Origin of the sequence: Haloarcula montana (assembly GCF_035666295.1) — an archaeon.
Taxonomy (GTDB): domain Archaea; phylum Halobacteriota; class Halobacteria; order Halobacteriales; family Haloarculaceae; genus Haloarcula; species Haloarcula montana.
In genome coordinates, this window is the sequence record NZ_CP142027.1 from 1,509,061 (window position 1) to 1,524,852 (window position 15,792).

General features: G+C 65.9%; 18 protein-coding genes. 7 read left to right on the forward strand and 11 right to left on the reverse strand.

The genetic code is table 11. The features are described 5' to 3' along the window. Positions 1-29: 29 nt before the first annotated feature. A complete protein-coding gene (locus tag VJ109_RS07835) occupies positions 30-1,355 on the reverse strand; it encodes an MFS transporter (RefSeq protein WP_324755796.1) in 1,326 nt (441 codons plus the stop codon). 104 nt (positions 1,356-1,459) lie between these two features. Here VJ109_RS07835 and VJ109_RS07840 point away from each other — a divergent pair, with 104 nt between their 5' ends. Beyond that, positions 1,460-2,488: a radical SAM protein gene (locus tag VJ109_RS07840; RefSeq protein WP_324755798.1), complete on the forward strand. Its 1,029-nt coding sequence runs from the start codon at positions 1,460-1,462 to the stop codon at positions 2,486-2,488. A 53-nt stretch (positions 2,489-2,541) separates the two neighbouring features. On the opposite strand, the gene VJ109_RS07845 is transcribed toward VJ109_RS07840, so the two are convergent. From VJ109_RS07845 to VJ109_RS07855, 3 genes are all read right to left on the reverse strand, one after another. Further along, a complete protein-coding gene (locus VJ109_RS07845; RefSeq protein WP_324755800.1) occupies positions 2,542-3,426 on the reverse strand; it encodes a winged helix-turn-helix domain-containing protein in 885 nt (294 codons plus the stop codon). A gap of 92 nt (positions 3,427-3,518) precedes the next feature. Beyond that, on the reverse strand, positions 3,519-3,839 hold the full coding sequence (locus VJ109_RS07850; RefSeq protein ID WP_324755802.1) for a zinc ribbon domain-containing protein: 321 nt from the start codon (positions 3,837-3,839) through the stop codon (positions 3,519-3,521). A 56-nt stretch (positions 3,840-3,895) separates the two neighbouring features. After that, positions 3,896-4,267 carry a YccF domain-containing protein gene (locus VJ109_RS07855; protein WP_324755804.1) on the reverse strand — a complete coding sequence of 124 codons (372 nt, stop codon included), beginning with the start codon at positions 4,265-4,267 and terminating at the stop codon, positions 3,896-3,898. A 115-nt stretch (positions 4,268-4,382) separates the two neighbouring features. On the opposite strand from VJ109_RS07855, the gene VJ109_RS07860 reads away from it, so the two are divergent. Beyond that, complete coding sequence (locus VJ109_RS07860; protein WP_324755806.1) at positions 4,383-5,111, forward strand: class I SAM-dependent methyltransferase; 729 nt, start codon at positions 4,383-4,385, stop codon at positions 5,109-5,111. Positions 5,112-5,173: 62 nt separating this feature from the next. Here VJ109_RS07860 and VJ109_RS07865 read toward each other — a convergent pair whose 3' ends face one another. Beyond that, positions 5,174-6,262, reverse strand: a complete 1,089-nt coding sequence (locus VJ109_RS07865; RefSeq protein ID WP_324755807.1) for an aminopeptidase — start codon at positions 6,260-6,262, stop codon at positions 5,174-5,176. Positions 6,263-6,301: 39 nt separating this feature from the next. Further along, on the reverse strand, positions 6,302-6,427 hold the full coding sequence (locus tag VJ109_RS07870; RefSeq protein WP_276178717.1) for a DUF7859 family protein: 126 nt from the start codon (positions 6,425-6,427) through the stop codon (positions 6,302-6,304). 160 nt (positions 6,428-6,587) lie between these two features. On the opposite strand from VJ109_RS07870, the gene VJ109_RS07875 reads away from it, so the two are divergent. Continuing rightward, entirely contained in the window at positions 6,588-7,274 is a 687-nt protein-coding gene (locus tag VJ109_RS07875; RefSeq protein ID WP_324755808.1) for an ArsR/SmtB family transcription factor, read from the forward strand. 121 nt (positions 7,275-7,395) lie between these two features. On the opposite strand, the gene VJ109_RS07880 is transcribed toward VJ109_RS07875, so the two are convergent. Continuing rightward, the gene (locus VJ109_RS07880) at positions 7,396-7,905 is read right to left on the reverse strand and encodes a metallophosphoesterase (RefSeq protein ID WP_324755810.1); all 510 of its coding nucleotides are present in this window, start codon (positions 7,903-7,905) and stop codon (positions 7,396-7,398) included. A 67-nt stretch (positions 7,906-7,972) separates the two neighbouring features. Here VJ109_RS07880 and VJ109_RS07885 point away from each other — a divergent pair, with 67 nt between their 5' ends. Continuing rightward, on the forward strand, positions 7,973-8,956 hold the full coding sequence (locus tag VJ109_RS07885; RefSeq protein WP_324755811.1) for a cation diffusion facilitator family transporter: 984 nt from the start codon (positions 7,973-7,975) through the stop codon (positions 8,954-8,956). Here the strand turns inward: VJ109_RS07885 and VJ109_RS07890 are convergent. After that, entirely contained in the window at positions 8,944-9,690 is a 747-nt protein-coding gene (locus tag VJ109_RS07890; RefSeq protein ID WP_324755813.1) for a hypothetical protein, read from the reverse strand. The two genes, VJ109_RS07885 and VJ109_RS07890, sit on opposite strands and share 13 nt — an antisense overlap. Positions 9,691-9,766: 76 nt before the next feature. Here VJ109_RS07890 and VJ109_RS07895 point away from each other — a divergent pair, with 76 nt between their 5' ends. Next, the gene (locus tag VJ109_RS07895) at positions 9,767-11,962 is read left to right on the forward strand and encodes an ATP-dependent DNA helicase (RefSeq protein ID WP_324755814.1); all 2,196 of its coding nucleotides are present in this window, start codon (positions 9,767-9,769) and stop codon (positions 11,960-11,962) included. A gap of 59 nt (positions 11,963-12,021) precedes the next feature. Beyond that, positions 12,022-12,654, forward strand: a complete 633-nt coding sequence (locus tag VJ109_RS07900; protein WP_324755816.1) for an HD domain-containing protein — start codon at positions 12,022-12,024, stop codon at positions 12,652-12,654. Here VJ109_RS07900 and VJ109_RS07905 read toward each other — a convergent pair. After that, on the reverse strand, positions 12,651-13,130 hold the full coding sequence (locus tag VJ109_RS07905; RefSeq protein ID WP_324755817.1) for a cupin domain-containing protein: 480 nt from the start codon (positions 13,128-13,130) through the stop codon (positions 12,651-12,653). The two genes, VJ109_RS07900 and VJ109_RS07905, sit on opposite strands and share 4 nt — an antisense overlap. A 104-nt stretch (positions 13,131-13,234) precedes the next feature. Here VJ109_RS07905 and serB point away from each other — a divergent pair, with 104 nt between their 5' ends. After that, on the forward strand, positions 13,235-13,867 hold the full coding sequence (gene serB / locus VJ109_RS07910; RefSeq protein WP_324755819.1) for a phosphoserine phosphatase SerB: 633 nt from the start codon (positions 13,235-13,237) through the stop codon (positions 13,865-13,867). 11 nt (positions 13,868-13,878) lie between these two features. On the opposite strand, the gene VJ109_RS07915 is transcribed toward serB, so the two are convergent. Next, entirely contained in the window at positions 13,879-14,064 is a 186-nt protein-coding gene (locus VJ109_RS07915) for a hypothetical protein (protein WP_324755821.1), read from the reverse strand. 279 nt (positions 14,065-14,343) lie between these two features. After that, positions 14,344-15,645: an O-acetylhomoserine aminocarboxypropyltransferase/cysteine synthase family protein gene (locus VJ109_RS07920; RefSeq protein WP_324755823.1), complete on the reverse strand. Its 1,302-nt coding sequence runs from the start codon at positions 15,643-15,645 to the stop codon at positions 14,344-14,346. Positions 15,646-15,792 lie beyond the last annotated feature (147 nt).

The following is a 15,792-nucleotide window of genomic DNA, read 5'->3' on the forward strand; positions in this document are numbered from 1 at the left end:
CTGTCACCGGACGTGTATGAAAGGCGTCCCTATCTGATGTGGCCCGGGTCGGCCGGCCGGGGGGTAGGTGGTTCGGGTGGGTCCGACTGACCCCGGAGTCGGACCACGAGCGCGGCCACGGGAACCAAGAGCAGGCTCCCGACGACGAACGGCGACCAGTAGCCGACGACGGCGTACAGGCCGCCCATCACCGGCGGACCGATCGTCCGGGCGAGGCTACCGGCGCCCTGCGTGACCCCGAAGGCACTCCCCTGGAGGTCTGCGCTGGCACGCTGTGAGACGAGCGCTGTCAGCGTGACCGAGAGGATGCCGTTTCCAAGGGGCAGGAGCGTCAGGACGACGAGCAACCCGAGCAGGTCCGGCGTGAGAAACGGGACGACCCTCGTCAGTGAGGGGAGAACGGCCCCCAGTCCCTTCGAGAACGGCAGGGCGCCGACGCCGAGAGCGAGCACTCCGGTTCCGGCCAGCGAGAGCGTAGTGGGGCTGTAGCGGGCGGTCAGCGGCCCGACGAGGACACCCTGTGTCAGGACCGCGAGAGCGCCGATGTAGGTCAACAGCAGCGCGCTCTGTGCGGCGGTGTAGCCGTAGATGTCGGCGACGTAGGGGATGAACATGATCTGGACGCCGGAGAAGGCAAACGAGACCAGAAAGAACGCGGTCAGGAGCTCCCGGAGCCCGGCAGTAGCGAGCGCGCTTCTGAGCTGGGCGACCGAGGAAGTGCGCTCGGTCGTCTCACCGCCCGCCGAGCGGGATTCGGGGAGGAAGAGCACGGCAACGACGACGCCGCCGAGGCTGGCGACAGCGGCGGCGAAACTCGGGAGCGAGAACCGGGTGATCGGGACCGCGGCGGGCAGCGCGGCGTCAACGGCGGCGACGGTGGCGTCGAAGCTCAGCACGGCACCGATCCCGGGACCGAAAATGAACCCCAGGCCGAACGCGGCTCCGATATACCCCAGTGCCGCGGCACGGCGTTCCGGCGGCGTCACGTCGGCGACGTAGGCCTGTGCCGTCGAGAGGTTCCCGCCCATCGCCCCCGCGAGCATCCGCGAGACGAACAGCAACCAGAGGGCCTCGGCGAGCCCGAACACCGTCCAGGCGATCACCGAGCCACACAGCGAGAGGATCAGTACGGGCCGCCGACCGACCCGATCGGACAGCGATCCCAGGAAGGGAGCGAACGCGAACTGCATCGCCGAGTACGACGCGGCTAGCAGGCCGATGACGAACTCGGTCCCGCCGGGAAACGACCGCGTGTAATAGGGGAGGATGGGGATGATGATGCCAAAGCCCAGCAGGTCCAGAAAGACAACGGCGAAGACAATCGCGAGCCCGCGTCGGCGGGCGGTGTCCTGCATACCGCTGCTGGGAGCGCCATCGGCCTAAAGGCATGGGCACGGACCACACGGGCGAGCCGATGCGCACGCTTTTTCCCGCTGGGCGATGTGTCTCTGGACACGCAATGATCTCCGAGGGCTGCGAACAGTGTGCCAAGGGCGGCAAGATGGTACTGTTCGTCTACGGCTACTGTGACCAGCGGGACTGCTTCTACTGTCCGCTCGGGGAGAACCGAAAGAACGTCACCCAGATGTACGCCAACGAGCGGCCCGTCGAGTCCGACGAGGACGTCATCGAGGAGGCAAAACGGATGAGTGCGCTGGGGACCTCGATCACCGGCGGCGAACCCCAGGAGGCGCTCGACCGGACCTGTCACTACCTCGAACTCTTAAAAGACGAGTTCGGCGAGGACCACCACACCCACCTCTATACCGGAATCACCGGCGGCCGCGAGAACATGCGCCGCCTCTCCGAAGCCGGTCTCGACGAGATCCGGTTCCACCCGCCGCTGGAACAGTGGGGTGACCTCCACGGCACCGAGTGGGAGGAAATACTCTACATCGCCCGCGAAGAGGGGCTGACACCGGCCTTCGAGATCCCCGGTATCCGTGCCGAACCGGAGTTCCTGGAGTTCTTAGACGAAGGGGCCGCGGACTTCTGTAACATCAACGAGTTCGAGATGTCCGACGGGAACTACCGCCGGATGCAGGAGGAGGGCTTCGAACTCAAAGACGACCACATGAGCGCCGTCGAGGGGAGCCACGACATCCTCGAACAGATGGGTGACCACGAGAAGGTCTACTTCTGTACGAGCGTCTTCAAGGACGCCGCTCAGCACCGCTCACGGCTGAAACGGATGGCCCGGAACATCCGCCGGCCCTTCGACGAGGTAACCGAGGACGGGACGCTCGTCTACGGGAAAGCCTGGGCCAGCGAGCAGCGCTTCATCGATCTGGGCGTCCCCGAGGAGTTCTACACGATCAAGTCCGACCACGTCGAACTCGCCTGGTGGCTCCTAGAGGAGATGGTCGAGGACGGCGACCTCGAAAAAGGGGAGATCGTCGAACAGTACCCGACCTACGACGCGACAGTCGTCGAGCGTACGCCCGTTTCGAGTGGAACGGCCGGCGGGCAGGCCGCTGCCGGGGACTGAGTCGCCGGCGAGCGGTCGAGTGGACGGCGGTCTGACAGCGACGGGCGACAGTGTTACTCCCGGCGCTCGACATCGGTCACATCCAGGGTGTCGTCGACAACCAGCATCAGTGTCGCATCGTCGACGGTGTACTGGACCCGCGCCCGGAACGGCTCCTCCTGCTCGATCCAGGCCTGGTCGGTATTCCAGGCGCTGAACTCCCAGAACGCGTGGTCGCGGACGTCGACCCCGGCGTCGTAGTAGAAGGCAACGACGGCCGGATGAGTCACCAGCGCGACCCCCAGATCGCCGGTGATCTCCGACCCACAGCGCTCACATTCGTAACGGACCAGCGGGAGGTCTGCTCGGTCGGTCTGCCCGCGTTCGGGGTGGGCGTCGCTCAGCCGCTGGACATCCGTCCGGAGACGCCCCTCACAGTCCCAGCAGAATCCGTTCGAGAGCTGGTCGAAGATGGTCCGGAAGTAGCGACTGGTCACCTCGGGGAACCGCTCGCGGTCGTAACCGGCGAACACGCCCGGCGGGACCATCGTCGTCGCGACCATCTCACAGCGGTCGCACTCGATCCGGACGCGTTCGTCCTGATAGCTGAACGTCCGGGAGCGGCCACAGGACGGGCAGGCGTCGTCGAGGTCGAAGGAGTCGGCGGAACCGTCCATCGTGAACGCGCCCGCGTGGATCGCGCCGTTGACCGCGATCCCGGCCAGCGTCAGTTCGTAGCCGTCGTCGGTCTTCGTGAGAAAGCGGTCTGTGAGTTTGTCGAGGTGGTAGTTGAACTGCCCGGAGTCGGCGACGCCGACGGCGTCGCGCAGCTCCGAGAACGTCAGCGTCTCTCCCTGGTGGTCCCACAGCGCACGGAGGATGTCGACGCGAGTGGCGTCGGCGAGGGCGGCGAAGGCCTCGTCGGGGTCGGCCGTCTCGATGAGCCCTGAGTCGCTCATGGCTGGGGCATGGACCGACCGGGGTTTCAACGTGCCGGCGCTGCCCCATCGTGGCGGCCGTCGGGTCTGTCCCGTGGGGAGCCAAGCGCGTGCTACCCCGAAATATCGCTGAGACAGTCCCGACAGTACGTCACGTCCTCGCAGTTGTAAGTGCCACAGTTGTCACAGGCGACCGTCTCGTCGGGGACCGGGTCGGCCCGCGTGGCCGCCGCCCGGACCGACGCGGAGTCTACGTTCCAGGCGCCGCCGTCTGTGTCCATCGTCTCCGCGCGCTGTTTGGCCCGCTGGACCAACTCGTCGTCGCGCATCGCTTCCAGCCCGTGCCACAGCCCCAGGAAGAGGACGGTGGGGGCAACGATGACGAACAGGCCGGCAGCGACCCGCAACGCCAGCTCTACCTGTCCGACTGCCATAGCCACGTGTTGGGCTGGAGAGGGGAGTATCCTTCGTTCGAGCTAACAGGTACGAGTCAGTAGTCGTACAGGGAGACGACGAAGGGCAGTCTGGCGTGCATCCAGACGGCGACGGGGATACCGACGATCGTCAGCGTCACCGCGTACGCGGCCGCCGTCCAGAGGGCGCTCGCCCACCAGCCGATACAGACGAACCACACCGCACGAACCGGCCACGAATACGCCTCTGTCGTCCGTTCCGCAACCGGTGGGTCCCGGCGCTTGAGCGACACTACCAGCGGGACCCGGTTGATCAGGGCGATCCCCAGCGGGATGCCGACGACGGTGAGGTTCAACAGCCAGGCGGCGGTGAGCCAGAGCCCGGTGAGCCACCACCCGACGAACAGGAACCAGACCGCACGGACGAAGAGAGGTGGCTGGTCGCGCATACTCGTCTCTACCCCGGCAGCGGTCATAAGTCTCCTGTCCGTGGTCGTCTTCGTGGTATGGTACGACACATCGCGGCTACGGAACGTTTTTTCGCCCCGTCGGCGACCACCGCCCATGGACGACCTCCCCGAATCCGACGCCTTCGGCGCGATGTGTCGGGACTACCACGAACAGGGCGACGCCTTCGAGGTCATCGAGCGTGACGACGGGTTCGTCGATAGCCCCGCCGGCCCGGAGATATACTTCTCGACGCCCGAACAGTGGGACGACCGCGAGCACACCGCCGTTGAGTGGGCGGACGGTCACGTCCTTGACGTGGGCTGTGGCCCCGGGCGACACGCGCTGGCACTCCAGGAGCGGGGCCACGACGTGACCGGGATCGATCTCTCTCCGGGGGCGATGGCGGTCGCTCGGGACCGCGGCGTCGGTGACGTGCGCCGCTGTGACGTGGCCGAGGCCGCCGACCTCGACGGGCAGTTCGACTCGGCGACCATGCTGGGCAACAACTTCGGCCTCGTCGGAAACGCCGAGCGAGCGCCGGAGATACTGGGTGCGCTGGCCGACGCGACGACCGACGATGCCACGCTCGTTGCAGAGAGTCTCGATCCGCTCGATACGGACGACCAGGCCCATCTCGACTATCACGAGCGCAACCACGACCGGGGGTGGCTCCCCGGCCGGCTCCGTATCCGGACCCGCTACCGGCGCTACACCGGCGAATGGCACGACTACCTCCACGTAGCTCCGGAGACGATGCGTGAGTTGGTAGCCGACACCGTCTGGTCGGTCGAGGACGTGGACCGCGAGGAGGCGCTGTACGTTGCGAGACTAGAGAAAGCGTAACTCTCGAACCCGCCTCCACGGCTCCCGCCCGTCGCCGTTCCGACACGAGGGCTTCGCTCCCCTCAGACCTCGCCGTCCTCGAAGACGAAGGTCCCGTTCCGCTGGACTACCTCTCCGTCCACCTCGATGTATGAATCCTCGCTCATGTCGACGATCATGTCGACGTGGACGGCCGACTCGTTCTGTTCGTTTGCCTCACCGACGTTCTCTTCGTAGGCGCGCCCGATAGCCATGTGGACGGTGTCGCCCATCTTCTCGTCGAACAGCATGTTGTAGGTGAACCGGTCGATGTCCCGGTTCATCCCGATTCCGAGTTCGCCCAGATAGCGGGCGCCCTCGTCGGTATCGAGCACTTCGGTCAGCAGGTCCTCGTTCTTCTCGGCGCTGTGGGAGACAACCTCGCCGTCTTCGAAGCGAAGGTGGACGCCGGTGACCTCCCGACCCTGGTGGTACAGCGGCTTGTCGAACAGCACTTCCCCCTCAACGCTGTCCCGAACCGGCGCGGTGAATACCTCGCCGCCGGGGAGGTTCTTCTCGCCGTAGTCGTTGAGCGTCTCGTTGCCGGCGATCGACATCGTCACGTCGGTCGTCTCGCCGGAGACGATACGGACCTCCTGGGCGGGATCGAGAATCTCGACCATCTGGGACTGGTGTTCTCGGACCGCGTCCCAGTCTTTCAGGACCGCGTCCCAGACGAAGTTCTCGTAGCCCTCGGTGGACATCTGGGCCAGTTGGGCGTTGGCGGCGGCGGGGAACTGTGTGAGACACCAGGTCTTCGAGAGTCGCTCGTTCAACAGCGGTTGCTGGGCCTGCTGGTAGGCGCTTGTCACCTCGGGGTCGACATCGCTGGTCTCGGTGACGTTGGCGCTGCCACGGATCGCGATGTAGGCGTCCATCTCCTCGTAGAGCGCCTGGACGTGACTCGGGGTCTCGAACTCCTCGCGGTTCCGGAGATACGCCCGACGGAACCGTTCGCCGAGTCGTTCCTGGACGACCAGCGGGTTCGCCCCGCGGTCGGCAGCGGCTTCGTGGAGCGCGACGACGAGGTCCTCCGAGACGGGGTGTGCGTCGATGACGATGTCGTCACCGGCGCTCAGATCGATAGAGTGGTCGACGATGACGTCTGCGTGTTCGCGGATACGCGGGTCCATATCGCTACTGTTAGCGACGGCCACAAACAGTTTTCGCCACTACTTCTCCTTGCTCTGTTGGAACCCCTCTTTGAACCCGAGGAAGGTCCGCCGGAGCATGAGATACATGAAGAAGAAAAACAGCAGTACGGCAGCCAGGATTCCCAGCGTGATGACGTCGACCATATCCGCAGTTGTCAGCGCGTCATCAAAGATGTTTCGCCACCAGCCGGCAGACGGCCCGAGACGGTCGATTTTCGAGAGTGAAATCCGTATTTGAGCGATATGTGCAACGACTGTCTGACCTTGGCAAAGACTCATAACCCGATAGAACATATGTAATCACATGTCGCTGCTTCCCTCTCGGGACCCGGCAACCCCCGACGCCGAACCCCGGGTCATCGGCGTGGACAGCGAGGACGCGGACGACGTGTTGTCCGCACTCTCGGCAGAGACCGCCCGGAACTTACTCGCGGAGCTCAACCGCGAGCCGGCCCCGCCGGGCGAGCTCGCGGACCGTGTCGATACGTCCCTCCAGAACGCGCAGTACCACCTCGACAAACTCGAAAACGCCGGTGCCGTCGAAGTGGTCGACACCGCGTACTCACAGAAGGGCCGCGAGATGGACGTGTTCGCGCCCGCGAACCAGCCGCTCGTCATCTGTGCCGGCGACGAGCAGGAGACCTCCGGGCTGCGCTCGATGCTCTCGAACTTGCTGGGTGGACTCGCCGTCGTCGGGCTCGCCAGCGCGTTCGTCCAGGAGGTGTTCGGGGGCGGACTCTCGGCGCTGTTCGGGCCGACCGTCCGCAGCGGGAGCGCAGATACAGTCGACCCACAGCCGAGTCTCTACGCCGAGAACGGGACCGTCGCCGACGGCGGGTTCACCGACACTGCGGTCGGCGCTATCGACGGGGCGACACAGGGTGGCGCCGAGGCGGCGACGGCGGTCCCGCCGGGAATCGCCTTCTTCGCCGGCGGCGCGGTTGTTCTCGCCGCGATGACGGTCCTGTGGTACTCCCAGCGACGTGTGTAAAACGGGTCTTTGACTCTCCAGTAGCTCCTTTAGCGTGTGTGTCATACACCCACGTGCGCCGGCCCGTGGAATCCAGTCCAACACTCCACCACTGGTATTCCACCGGCACGATCCCGTGTCGTCACTGCTCCCACTGAACCGATTCGAGCGTCTCCCCGTCGGGCGAGCACAGACGGGCTCGGACGCCATCGGCAGTCACGTCGAGTTCGGCGTGGGCTGCCCGGTACCGCCGCGGGTCGGCGTAACTCCCGGGATTGACGAGCAACTGTTCGTCACGTGCCCGCAACTCCGGCCGATGTGAGTGACCGACCACCACCACGTCGGCTCCCTCCTGTCGCGCGAGCATCGTCAGCCCCGTCTCCGTGTGTTCGTGTCCGTGAACGACCAGCACTGTCAGGCCCGCCCATTCACAGGTGGCGACCGACGGGAGACGCTTCCTGATCGGGACCCCGTCGTTGTTCCCGACGACCGCCGTGAGCGAGGGAACCACACGCTCGACGGCGTCGAGAACCCGCTCGGTCGTGAAATCGCCCGCGTGGACGACGTGGTCGGCAGAGTTGACAGCCCGGAGAGTCGCGCCTTCGAGGCGGTGGTCGTCGGTCCCGTGCGTATCGGAGATGACGGTGAGCATACCGGGACGACGGGCGCCAGCTATAAATCCAGAACCACTTTGGGTATGGGGGCGGAGAAGACACCCAATGGCCGGAAGCAGATCAGTCGTCCTCGCCGCCCTCGTCGCCAACGGCGCCATCGCGATCCTGAAGTTCTTCGGGTTCCTCCTGACCGGGAGCGCCGCGATGCTGTCGGAGACGTACCACAGCATCTCCGACACGGGGAACCAGGTGTTCCTGCTCATCGGGCTCCGTTACAGCGGGCGCGAACGCGACCAGAGACATCCCTTCGGCTACGGCAAAGCACAGTTCTTCTACAGCTTCCTCGTCTCGGTGTTCCTCTTCGGGATCGCGGGCTGGGAGAGCCTGAAACACGGGTACAGCGAGATCACGGCCGGCGGCCACGGTTCCGAGGCCGCCCAGGGCAGCGTCGACTTCCTGTTCATCCAGTACACGCCGCCGGCGTGGCTCGATCCACTGTGGGTCAACTACACCGTCTTGCTGGCCGCGTTCGCCTTCGAGACGTGGGCGCTGTGGAAGGCCCGTGCGGAGATGCAACGCCAGATCGAGGCGAACGACTGGAGCGGCTACAAGGAAGCGTTCCGCAAGACCAGCGACGTGACGACGCTGACGGCACTGACCGAGGACACCATCGCGCTGGCCGGCATCGTCATCGCACTCGTTGGGCTCTTTCTCACCCAACAGACGGGCAGCGAGATCTTCGATCAACTCTCGGCGGTGTTCATCGGGATCATGCTGATGGGCTTTGCCCTGGCGCTGGCCTGGGAGAACAAACGGCTCCTGTTGGGCGAGAGTCTCCCCAGGGACGAAGAGCGGAAACTGGAAGACATCATCCGGGCAAACGACGACGTAGCCGACATCATCGACTTCCGGACAGTCTACTTCGGGCCGGGCCGGTTGCTGGTGTCGGCCGACGTGGCCTTCGGTCCCGACCTCGACACCGACGAGATGGACCGGGCGATCACCGAGATCGAGCGGAAACTGTCGGAGGCAAACGAGAGCGTCCGGAAGGTGTACATCGAGCCCGAGACGGACGATCACCCCTCGTAGAGATCGACGTCGTCGAGCCACCAGGGAACGACGATCCGGTCGGTTCCGGTCGTGACACGCATCCGAACCGTCAAGTTCGTTCCGTCGGAGTCCCGCTCGTAGTGTTCGACGTATCTGACGATCCCGGCCCTGTCGACGTACACCCGCGAGCGGACCGCAACCGTCTGGTCCGGGTCGCCGGCGGTGATCGGGACATCCGTGTCGTCGGTCGACAGCACCGCGAGCGATCGGCCGTTCCGGGTGACGGTCCCGGCTAGTTCGTACTCGTAATCGGTCAGAAACGCCCGAAGCAGTGTGACACCGGAGAGCGTGCTGACATAGGGGACCGAGCCGTCGCTGGGCCTCGTGACGTAATCGCGGTCCGGATCGTCGGAAGCGGTTCGATATACCGTCCCGTTGGCGACGACGGCGTCGTCGGCTACTGGCCCGAATGTTCGCCGAACCCGGACGACATCGGTATCACGGTCGACCCAGATATCCCTGGTGTTCTGTGGCCCCTCACGGACCACCTGGCGGTGGAAACTCCGGCCCTCCAGCGCGGTGTGGTGGCGAGCGAGTACACGTCGGAGGTCGATCGAGCCGTTCGATCGTGGCATCGCGACCGGTTGGGCTGTGGATGTCTCCGGGACAGGGGCGGGGGTCACGACCCGGTCCGAGCCACCACCGTCGGTCGCGAGGAACCCCGAACAGCCCGACAGCAGGAGGAGACAGACTACTGCGAGGGGCCGCCACATACCACGAGCGACGGAAGCACAGCGGAAGTAGCTGCCGGGGCGAACCCTTTTGCCCGAGAGCGGCCAATCACCGAGCGTGGCGACGACCGACGACGGCTACCTCCGGTTTTTCCCCTACGAGGAGCCCTACGACCACCAGCGGGAGGCGATGGCCACCATCTCCGAGGCCTTAGAAGACGGGCAGGACGTCCTCTTCGAGGGGGCCTGCGGGACCGGGAAGACGTTGGCCTCGCTGGTCCCGGCGCTGGAACACGCCAGAGAGACCAACAAGACCGTCGTCATCACGACGAACGTCCACCAGCAGATGCGCCAGTTCGTGGCCGACGCCCGGGCGATCACCGACCAGGAGGACCTGCGCGCGGTTGTCTTCCGCGGGAAGGGGTCGATGTGTCACATCGACGTCGACTACGAGGAGTGTCAGGCCCTGCGGGACACGACCCGCGACCTGGTCGAGACCGAACAGGACATCGCCGACCTCGAACAGCGCGAGAGCGAACTGCTGGAGGCCGGCCAGGAGGGCAGCAGCGAGGCGATGGAGGCCCGTGACGCCGTCGTCGACGAGCTCCGACAGCTCCAGGACGACCTGGCGGAACTGGAGTCCGAGCGGTCGACGTGTGACCACTACTACCGGAACCTCACGGTCGACACGGAGGCGTTCTACGCCTGGCTCTACGACGACGTGCGCACACCAGACGACGTCTACGAGTACGCCCACGAGCGGGGGATGTGTGGCTACGAACTGCTGAAAGAGGGGATGGACGGCGTCGACCTCGTGGTGTGTAACTACCACCACCTGCTGGACCCGACGATCCGCGAGCAGTTCTTCCGCTGGCTCGGCCGCGATCCGGAGGACATCATCGCCGTCTTCGACGAGGCCCACAACGTCGAGTCGGCCGCTCGCGACCACGCCCGCCGGACGCTGACCGAGAACACCCTCGACCAGGCCATCGACGAACTCGACGGGGTCGACGACGACCGGGCCGGCGCGGCCGAGAACGTCCTGGCGGCGTTCCGGGACGCGCTGGTCGAGACCTACGAGGACTCCTTCGCTTTCGGTGAGCGCGAACGGGTCGACGACCACTGGGAGGACATCACCGTCGCAAACGACGAGAAACGTGACGACCTGACGCTGGCCTTCCTCCAGGGGTACACCGGCCCCGGCTTCCACGAAGAACTGACGGCGGCGACAGAACTGGGCCGGGACCTGGATGCCCGCTACGAGGAGGAGTTCAAAGAGGGGAAACTCGACACCCGCAAGGAGTGTCAGACCCTCCAGACGGCGGCCTTCCTCGACGCGTGGCTCTCCGAGAGCGACGAGGCCGGCCAGTACCCCGTCGTCAGCGTCCGCCGGGACGAGAGCACTGACGAAGTGTACGGACGGGCGGAACTGTACACCTGTATCCCGGAGGAGGTGACCCGGGAACTGTTCGCGGAACTGCACGCGTCGGTGCTGATGAGCGCCACGTTACGCCCCTTCGACGTGACCGAGGACGTCGTCGGCCTGGACGACCCGGTGACGATGGCCTACGGCGCGCAGTTCCCCGAGGAGCGCCGGCGAACCTACGCCGTCGACGGACCGGCACTGTTTGCCAGCGAGCGCGACGACCCACAGACACAGCAGACGGTCGCCCGAACACTCGAAGACGTGATCCGGTTCACGCCGGGCAACACGCTCGTGTTCTGTCCGTCCTACAGCGAGGCGCGGCGCTACTACGAGATGGTCGCCGTCAGTGGGACCCGCTATCTGGACGAACCCGGTACACAGGCCCGTGACCTCCGGGAGGCGTTCGTCGACGGCGACGACGGCGTCCTCTTTACCTCGCTGTGGGGGACCCTCGGCGAGGGAGTCAGCTACGACGGCGACGACGCCCGGACCGTCGTCGTCGTCGGCGTCCCCTATCCCCACCTCGACGACCGGATGGAGGCCGTCCAGGACGCCTACGGAACCGCCTTCGCCGACAGCGAGGACGACACCCCCTCGGCTGACGAGGCGGGCTGGCGGTACGCCGTCGAGATTCCGACCGTCCGGAAGACCCGACAGGCCCTGGGCCGGGTCGTCCGCTCGCCCGAGGACTTCGGGGCGCGTATCCTCCTGGATAAGCGCTACACCGAGGCCGCAGAGATGGAGATGCACGACTACGCCGTCCGGGGCACGTTCCCCCCGGAGGAGCGCCGGGAGATGGTCGACATCGACCCCGAGAAACTGAAGTTCGCGATGCTGAACTTCTATCAGGACAGAGACGCCTACGACGGGCCACCACCCAAGCCCTGAGTACGGGGTCGAGCGGTCGTTTCGGCACGTCTTTGCTGCGCCGGTCCGAGAGACGGACAATGCCAGACGACTCCCTCCGTACAGTCGCGCGGTCGTACTTCGCGGACTCGATGAACCCCGCCCACGACTGGCACCACGTCCAGCGTGTCGAGGCGCTGGCCGAGCGTCTGACCGCCGAGGACGCCGCCGACGAGCGGACGGTCGAACTCGCGGTGTGGTTCCACGATATCGGTCGTGCGAGGGAGGACGCCGGCGAGATCGACGATCACGCGACGTGGGGTGCTCGGGAGGCCGAGCGGGTGCTGGCCGAGCACGGGATCGCCGACGGACGGATCGAGACCGTGACCCAGGCCATCCGGGCACACCGCTACGCCAACGATACCGAGCCGGCGAGCCGCGAGGCCCAGATCCTCTGTGACGCCGACAACCTGGACGCCCTCGGCGCGGTCGGGATCGCTCGGTGTTTCACCTACGGCGGCGAACTGGGTGAGCCGATCCACGACCCGTCGACGCCGCCGGCGGACGATCCGACGGCCGCTGGGCAGAGTCAGTACAACCATATCCACACGAAGATTCTGGACCTGCCCGGGCGGATGTACACCGACGCCGGCCGGGAACTCGCCGAGGACCGTCGGGCCTTCGTCGAGCGGTTCCTCGACCGCTTCGACACAGAGGTGGCCGGACGCCGTTAGAGATCGGGTTCCAGTTCGGTCCCGCAGTCCGGACAGACCAGCAAGAGTCCTTCCTCGGCCGGTTCGAGCGCGAGGACGTCGCTGTCACAGTCGGGACAGGGCTGTGCGACGCGACCCTCGGTGGTCGCTTTGGGTGCGCCGAGCGCCAGCGCGACGACCTGCTTGTCGCTCTCGTTGCGCCCCTGCTGGTAGTCGCCGGGCGCGAACCGAACCGCTTCGTCCGGACCGACGGTGACCGTCTCGCTCTCGCCGGCGGGGTCCGTTCGGTACTCGAAGGTGGCCGTCCCCTCGATGACGTAGAACAGTTCCTCCTGATCGAGGTGTGCGTGGAGTCCACCCGAGAAGGCCTCGCCCGGATCGAGGACGTAACGGTTGATCGCGACATCCGTCGCGCCCAGCGGTTCGGCGAGCGCTCGTCGGTCGATATCGGCACCCATCGACTGCGGTTCGATCTCGTCCGCGGAGGCGTGCTTCATAGGCGACGGGAGGAACGGGAGGCGGAAAAGGCCGGTCCCAAACAGCCGGTGAGCCCGAGCGGAAACCGGGTAGTTTGAAACCCTGCACCCGAAACGGGCGGGTAATGTTAGTCGCGTTCGACTTCGACGGGACGCTCTCGGACTCCGAGATGACGGTCCTACTGGGCAACCAGAACGGCACCGCCGCCGATATGGAAGCGATCACCGAGCGGGCGATGAACGACGAGATCGAGTACGCGGAGAGCCTCCGCCAGCGGTGTGCGTTGCTGGAGGATCTACCCGACGAACAGGCCCAAGCGGCGTTCGACCAGGTCGAACTCCGTCCCGGCGCGGCCGACGTCATCGCAGCGCTGCGAGCGGCCGGCGTCCACGTGGTCATCCTCACTGGCGGCTTCGAGCGCGGCGTCCAGGCAGCCCTGGACCGGGAGGGCGTCGAGGTCGACGCCATCGTCGCCAACCGCCTGCCCGTCGCCGACGGGAAACTCACCGGCGCGGTCGAGGGGCCGCTCATCGAGGGGACGAAAGACGACGCCATGGAAGTCGCGACGGCGATCCTGGGCGAGGACCGCTCGGCGACCGTCGCGGTCGGCGACGGTGCCAACGACCTGCCGATGCTGGAAGTGGCGGGTCTCGCGATCGGCTTCGAGCCGAAGCCGGCCGTCGAACCGGCGTGTGACGAGGTCGTCTCGACGATGGCACAGCTCCAGGAGCTACTGGAAGCCGAGGGAATCCTGTAACTCGATCGGACTCACCGGTCGGGCTCGATCGTGTTACAGCCACAGGCCGGGCAGTTCGTTCGCTGTTTCTCGAACGACAGGCGACAGAACCGGCAGACGTGACTTTGACTCTTGCTGCGGACGGTGTTCGTGAGGCGCTGGATGATGGACATGGCTGACTCCGTCGCTGGCTGGCCGCTGCCAGCTGACGTTCCCATCTTAGACCGTATCCCACATATTTCTTCGTCTTATACAGATATTTTCGTTCTAGGACATTATACGGGCAGAGGTAGTCCACAATAGTGGACATAGTCGTAAGTAGATGTGAACCGAATGTGTGACAACGATCCTGTCGTTCGTACTGGTGGTGGCGTGCTTTCGTCGGCGTCGCGTTGCCCCGGCCGGGGCTCCAGCCAGCGGGTCAGGACGATCGGGCGCGACCGACCGCTGTCGGTGGCGGTGCTGGTCCCGCTAGTGTCGCTCCGGGACCCTGTAGCTCAGCGGGTCGCCTGCCCGATTGCCTGATCGAGATCCCCTTTGATGTCCGCGACCGATTCGGTCCCGACGGAGAGTCGGACCATGTCGTCGGTGACGCCGGCGGCGGCCTTCTCCTCGTCGGTGAGTTGCTGGTGGGTCGTCGACGCCGGGTGGATGATCAGCGTCTTCGCGTCGCCGACGTTGGCCAGCAGGCTGGCGATCTCGGTGGACTCGACGGTCGTCCGGGCGGCCTCGTAGCCGGCGTCGAGCCCGAACGTGATCATGCCGCCGTAGCCGCCGTCGAGATACTTCGACGCGAGGTCGTGGGTCTCGTGGTCCTCGAGCCCGGGGTAGGTGACCCAGGAGACCTCGGGGTGGTCGTCGAGGAACTCCGCGACCGCCATCGCGTTCTCGCAGTGCCGATCCATCCGTGCCGGCAGCGTCTCTAAGCCCTGCATCGTCTGCCAGGCGTCGAAGGGGGACTGCTGGCAACCCAGGTCACGCAGGCCGCGGGCGATGGCGGCGTAGGTGAACGCGGCCTCGCCGAAGCGCTCCCGGAAGTTCACCCCGTGGTAGGCGGGGTTGTCGCCGGCGACCTCGGGGAACTTCTCGGCGTGTTCGTCCCAGGGGAACGATCCGCCGTCGACCAGGACCCCGCCGACGGTCGTCCCGTGGCCGTGAATCCACTTCGTCGTCGAGTTCCAGACCAGGTCCGCGCCGTGGTCGAGCGGGTTACAGAGGTACGGCGTCGCGAACGTGTTGTCGACGAAGAAAGGGACACCGTGGTCGTGGGCGATCTCGGCCAGGCGCTCGAAGTCCGGCGTAACCAGCGCCGGGTTACCGATCGTCTCACAGTGGACGTAGGCGGTATCCTCGTCGATTGCCTCGGCGTAGGCGTCGTAATCGAGCGTGTCGACGAACCGGGTCTCGACGCCGTTGCGCGGCGCCGTATGGGTGTAGTAGGTGTAGGTCCCGCCGTACAGCGAGGAGGCGGTGACCACGTTGTCGCCGACGTCGGCCAGCAGGAAGGTCGCGAGGTTCAACGACGCCATCCCGGAAGCCGTCGCGACGGCACCGACGCCCCCTTCGAGTTTCGCGAGTCGTTCCTGAAGCATCCCGACGGTGGGGTTCATCAGCCGGGAGTAGATGTGGCCGGGCTTCTCCAGAGCGAACTGCTGTGCCGCGTCTTCGGCGTCCTCGAAGACGTACGACGTGGTCTGATACAGCGGCGGTGCCCGGGATCGGGTCTCGGCGTCCGGTTCCTCCTGGCCGACGTGTAACGCGTCGGTCTCGAATCCGCGCTCGGTCTCGTCGTCGCTCATACGGCCGGATACTCACGTGGAGTCGTCTTAAACCCCGATTCCTCCGGTTACCCCAGCCACTGCTCCGAGGTAGCGGCGAATATTCCGGGGTTGACCGAACCCGTTCGCCGTCGGAACGCCGGTTCCGGCGTGGGACCGCCGACCCGG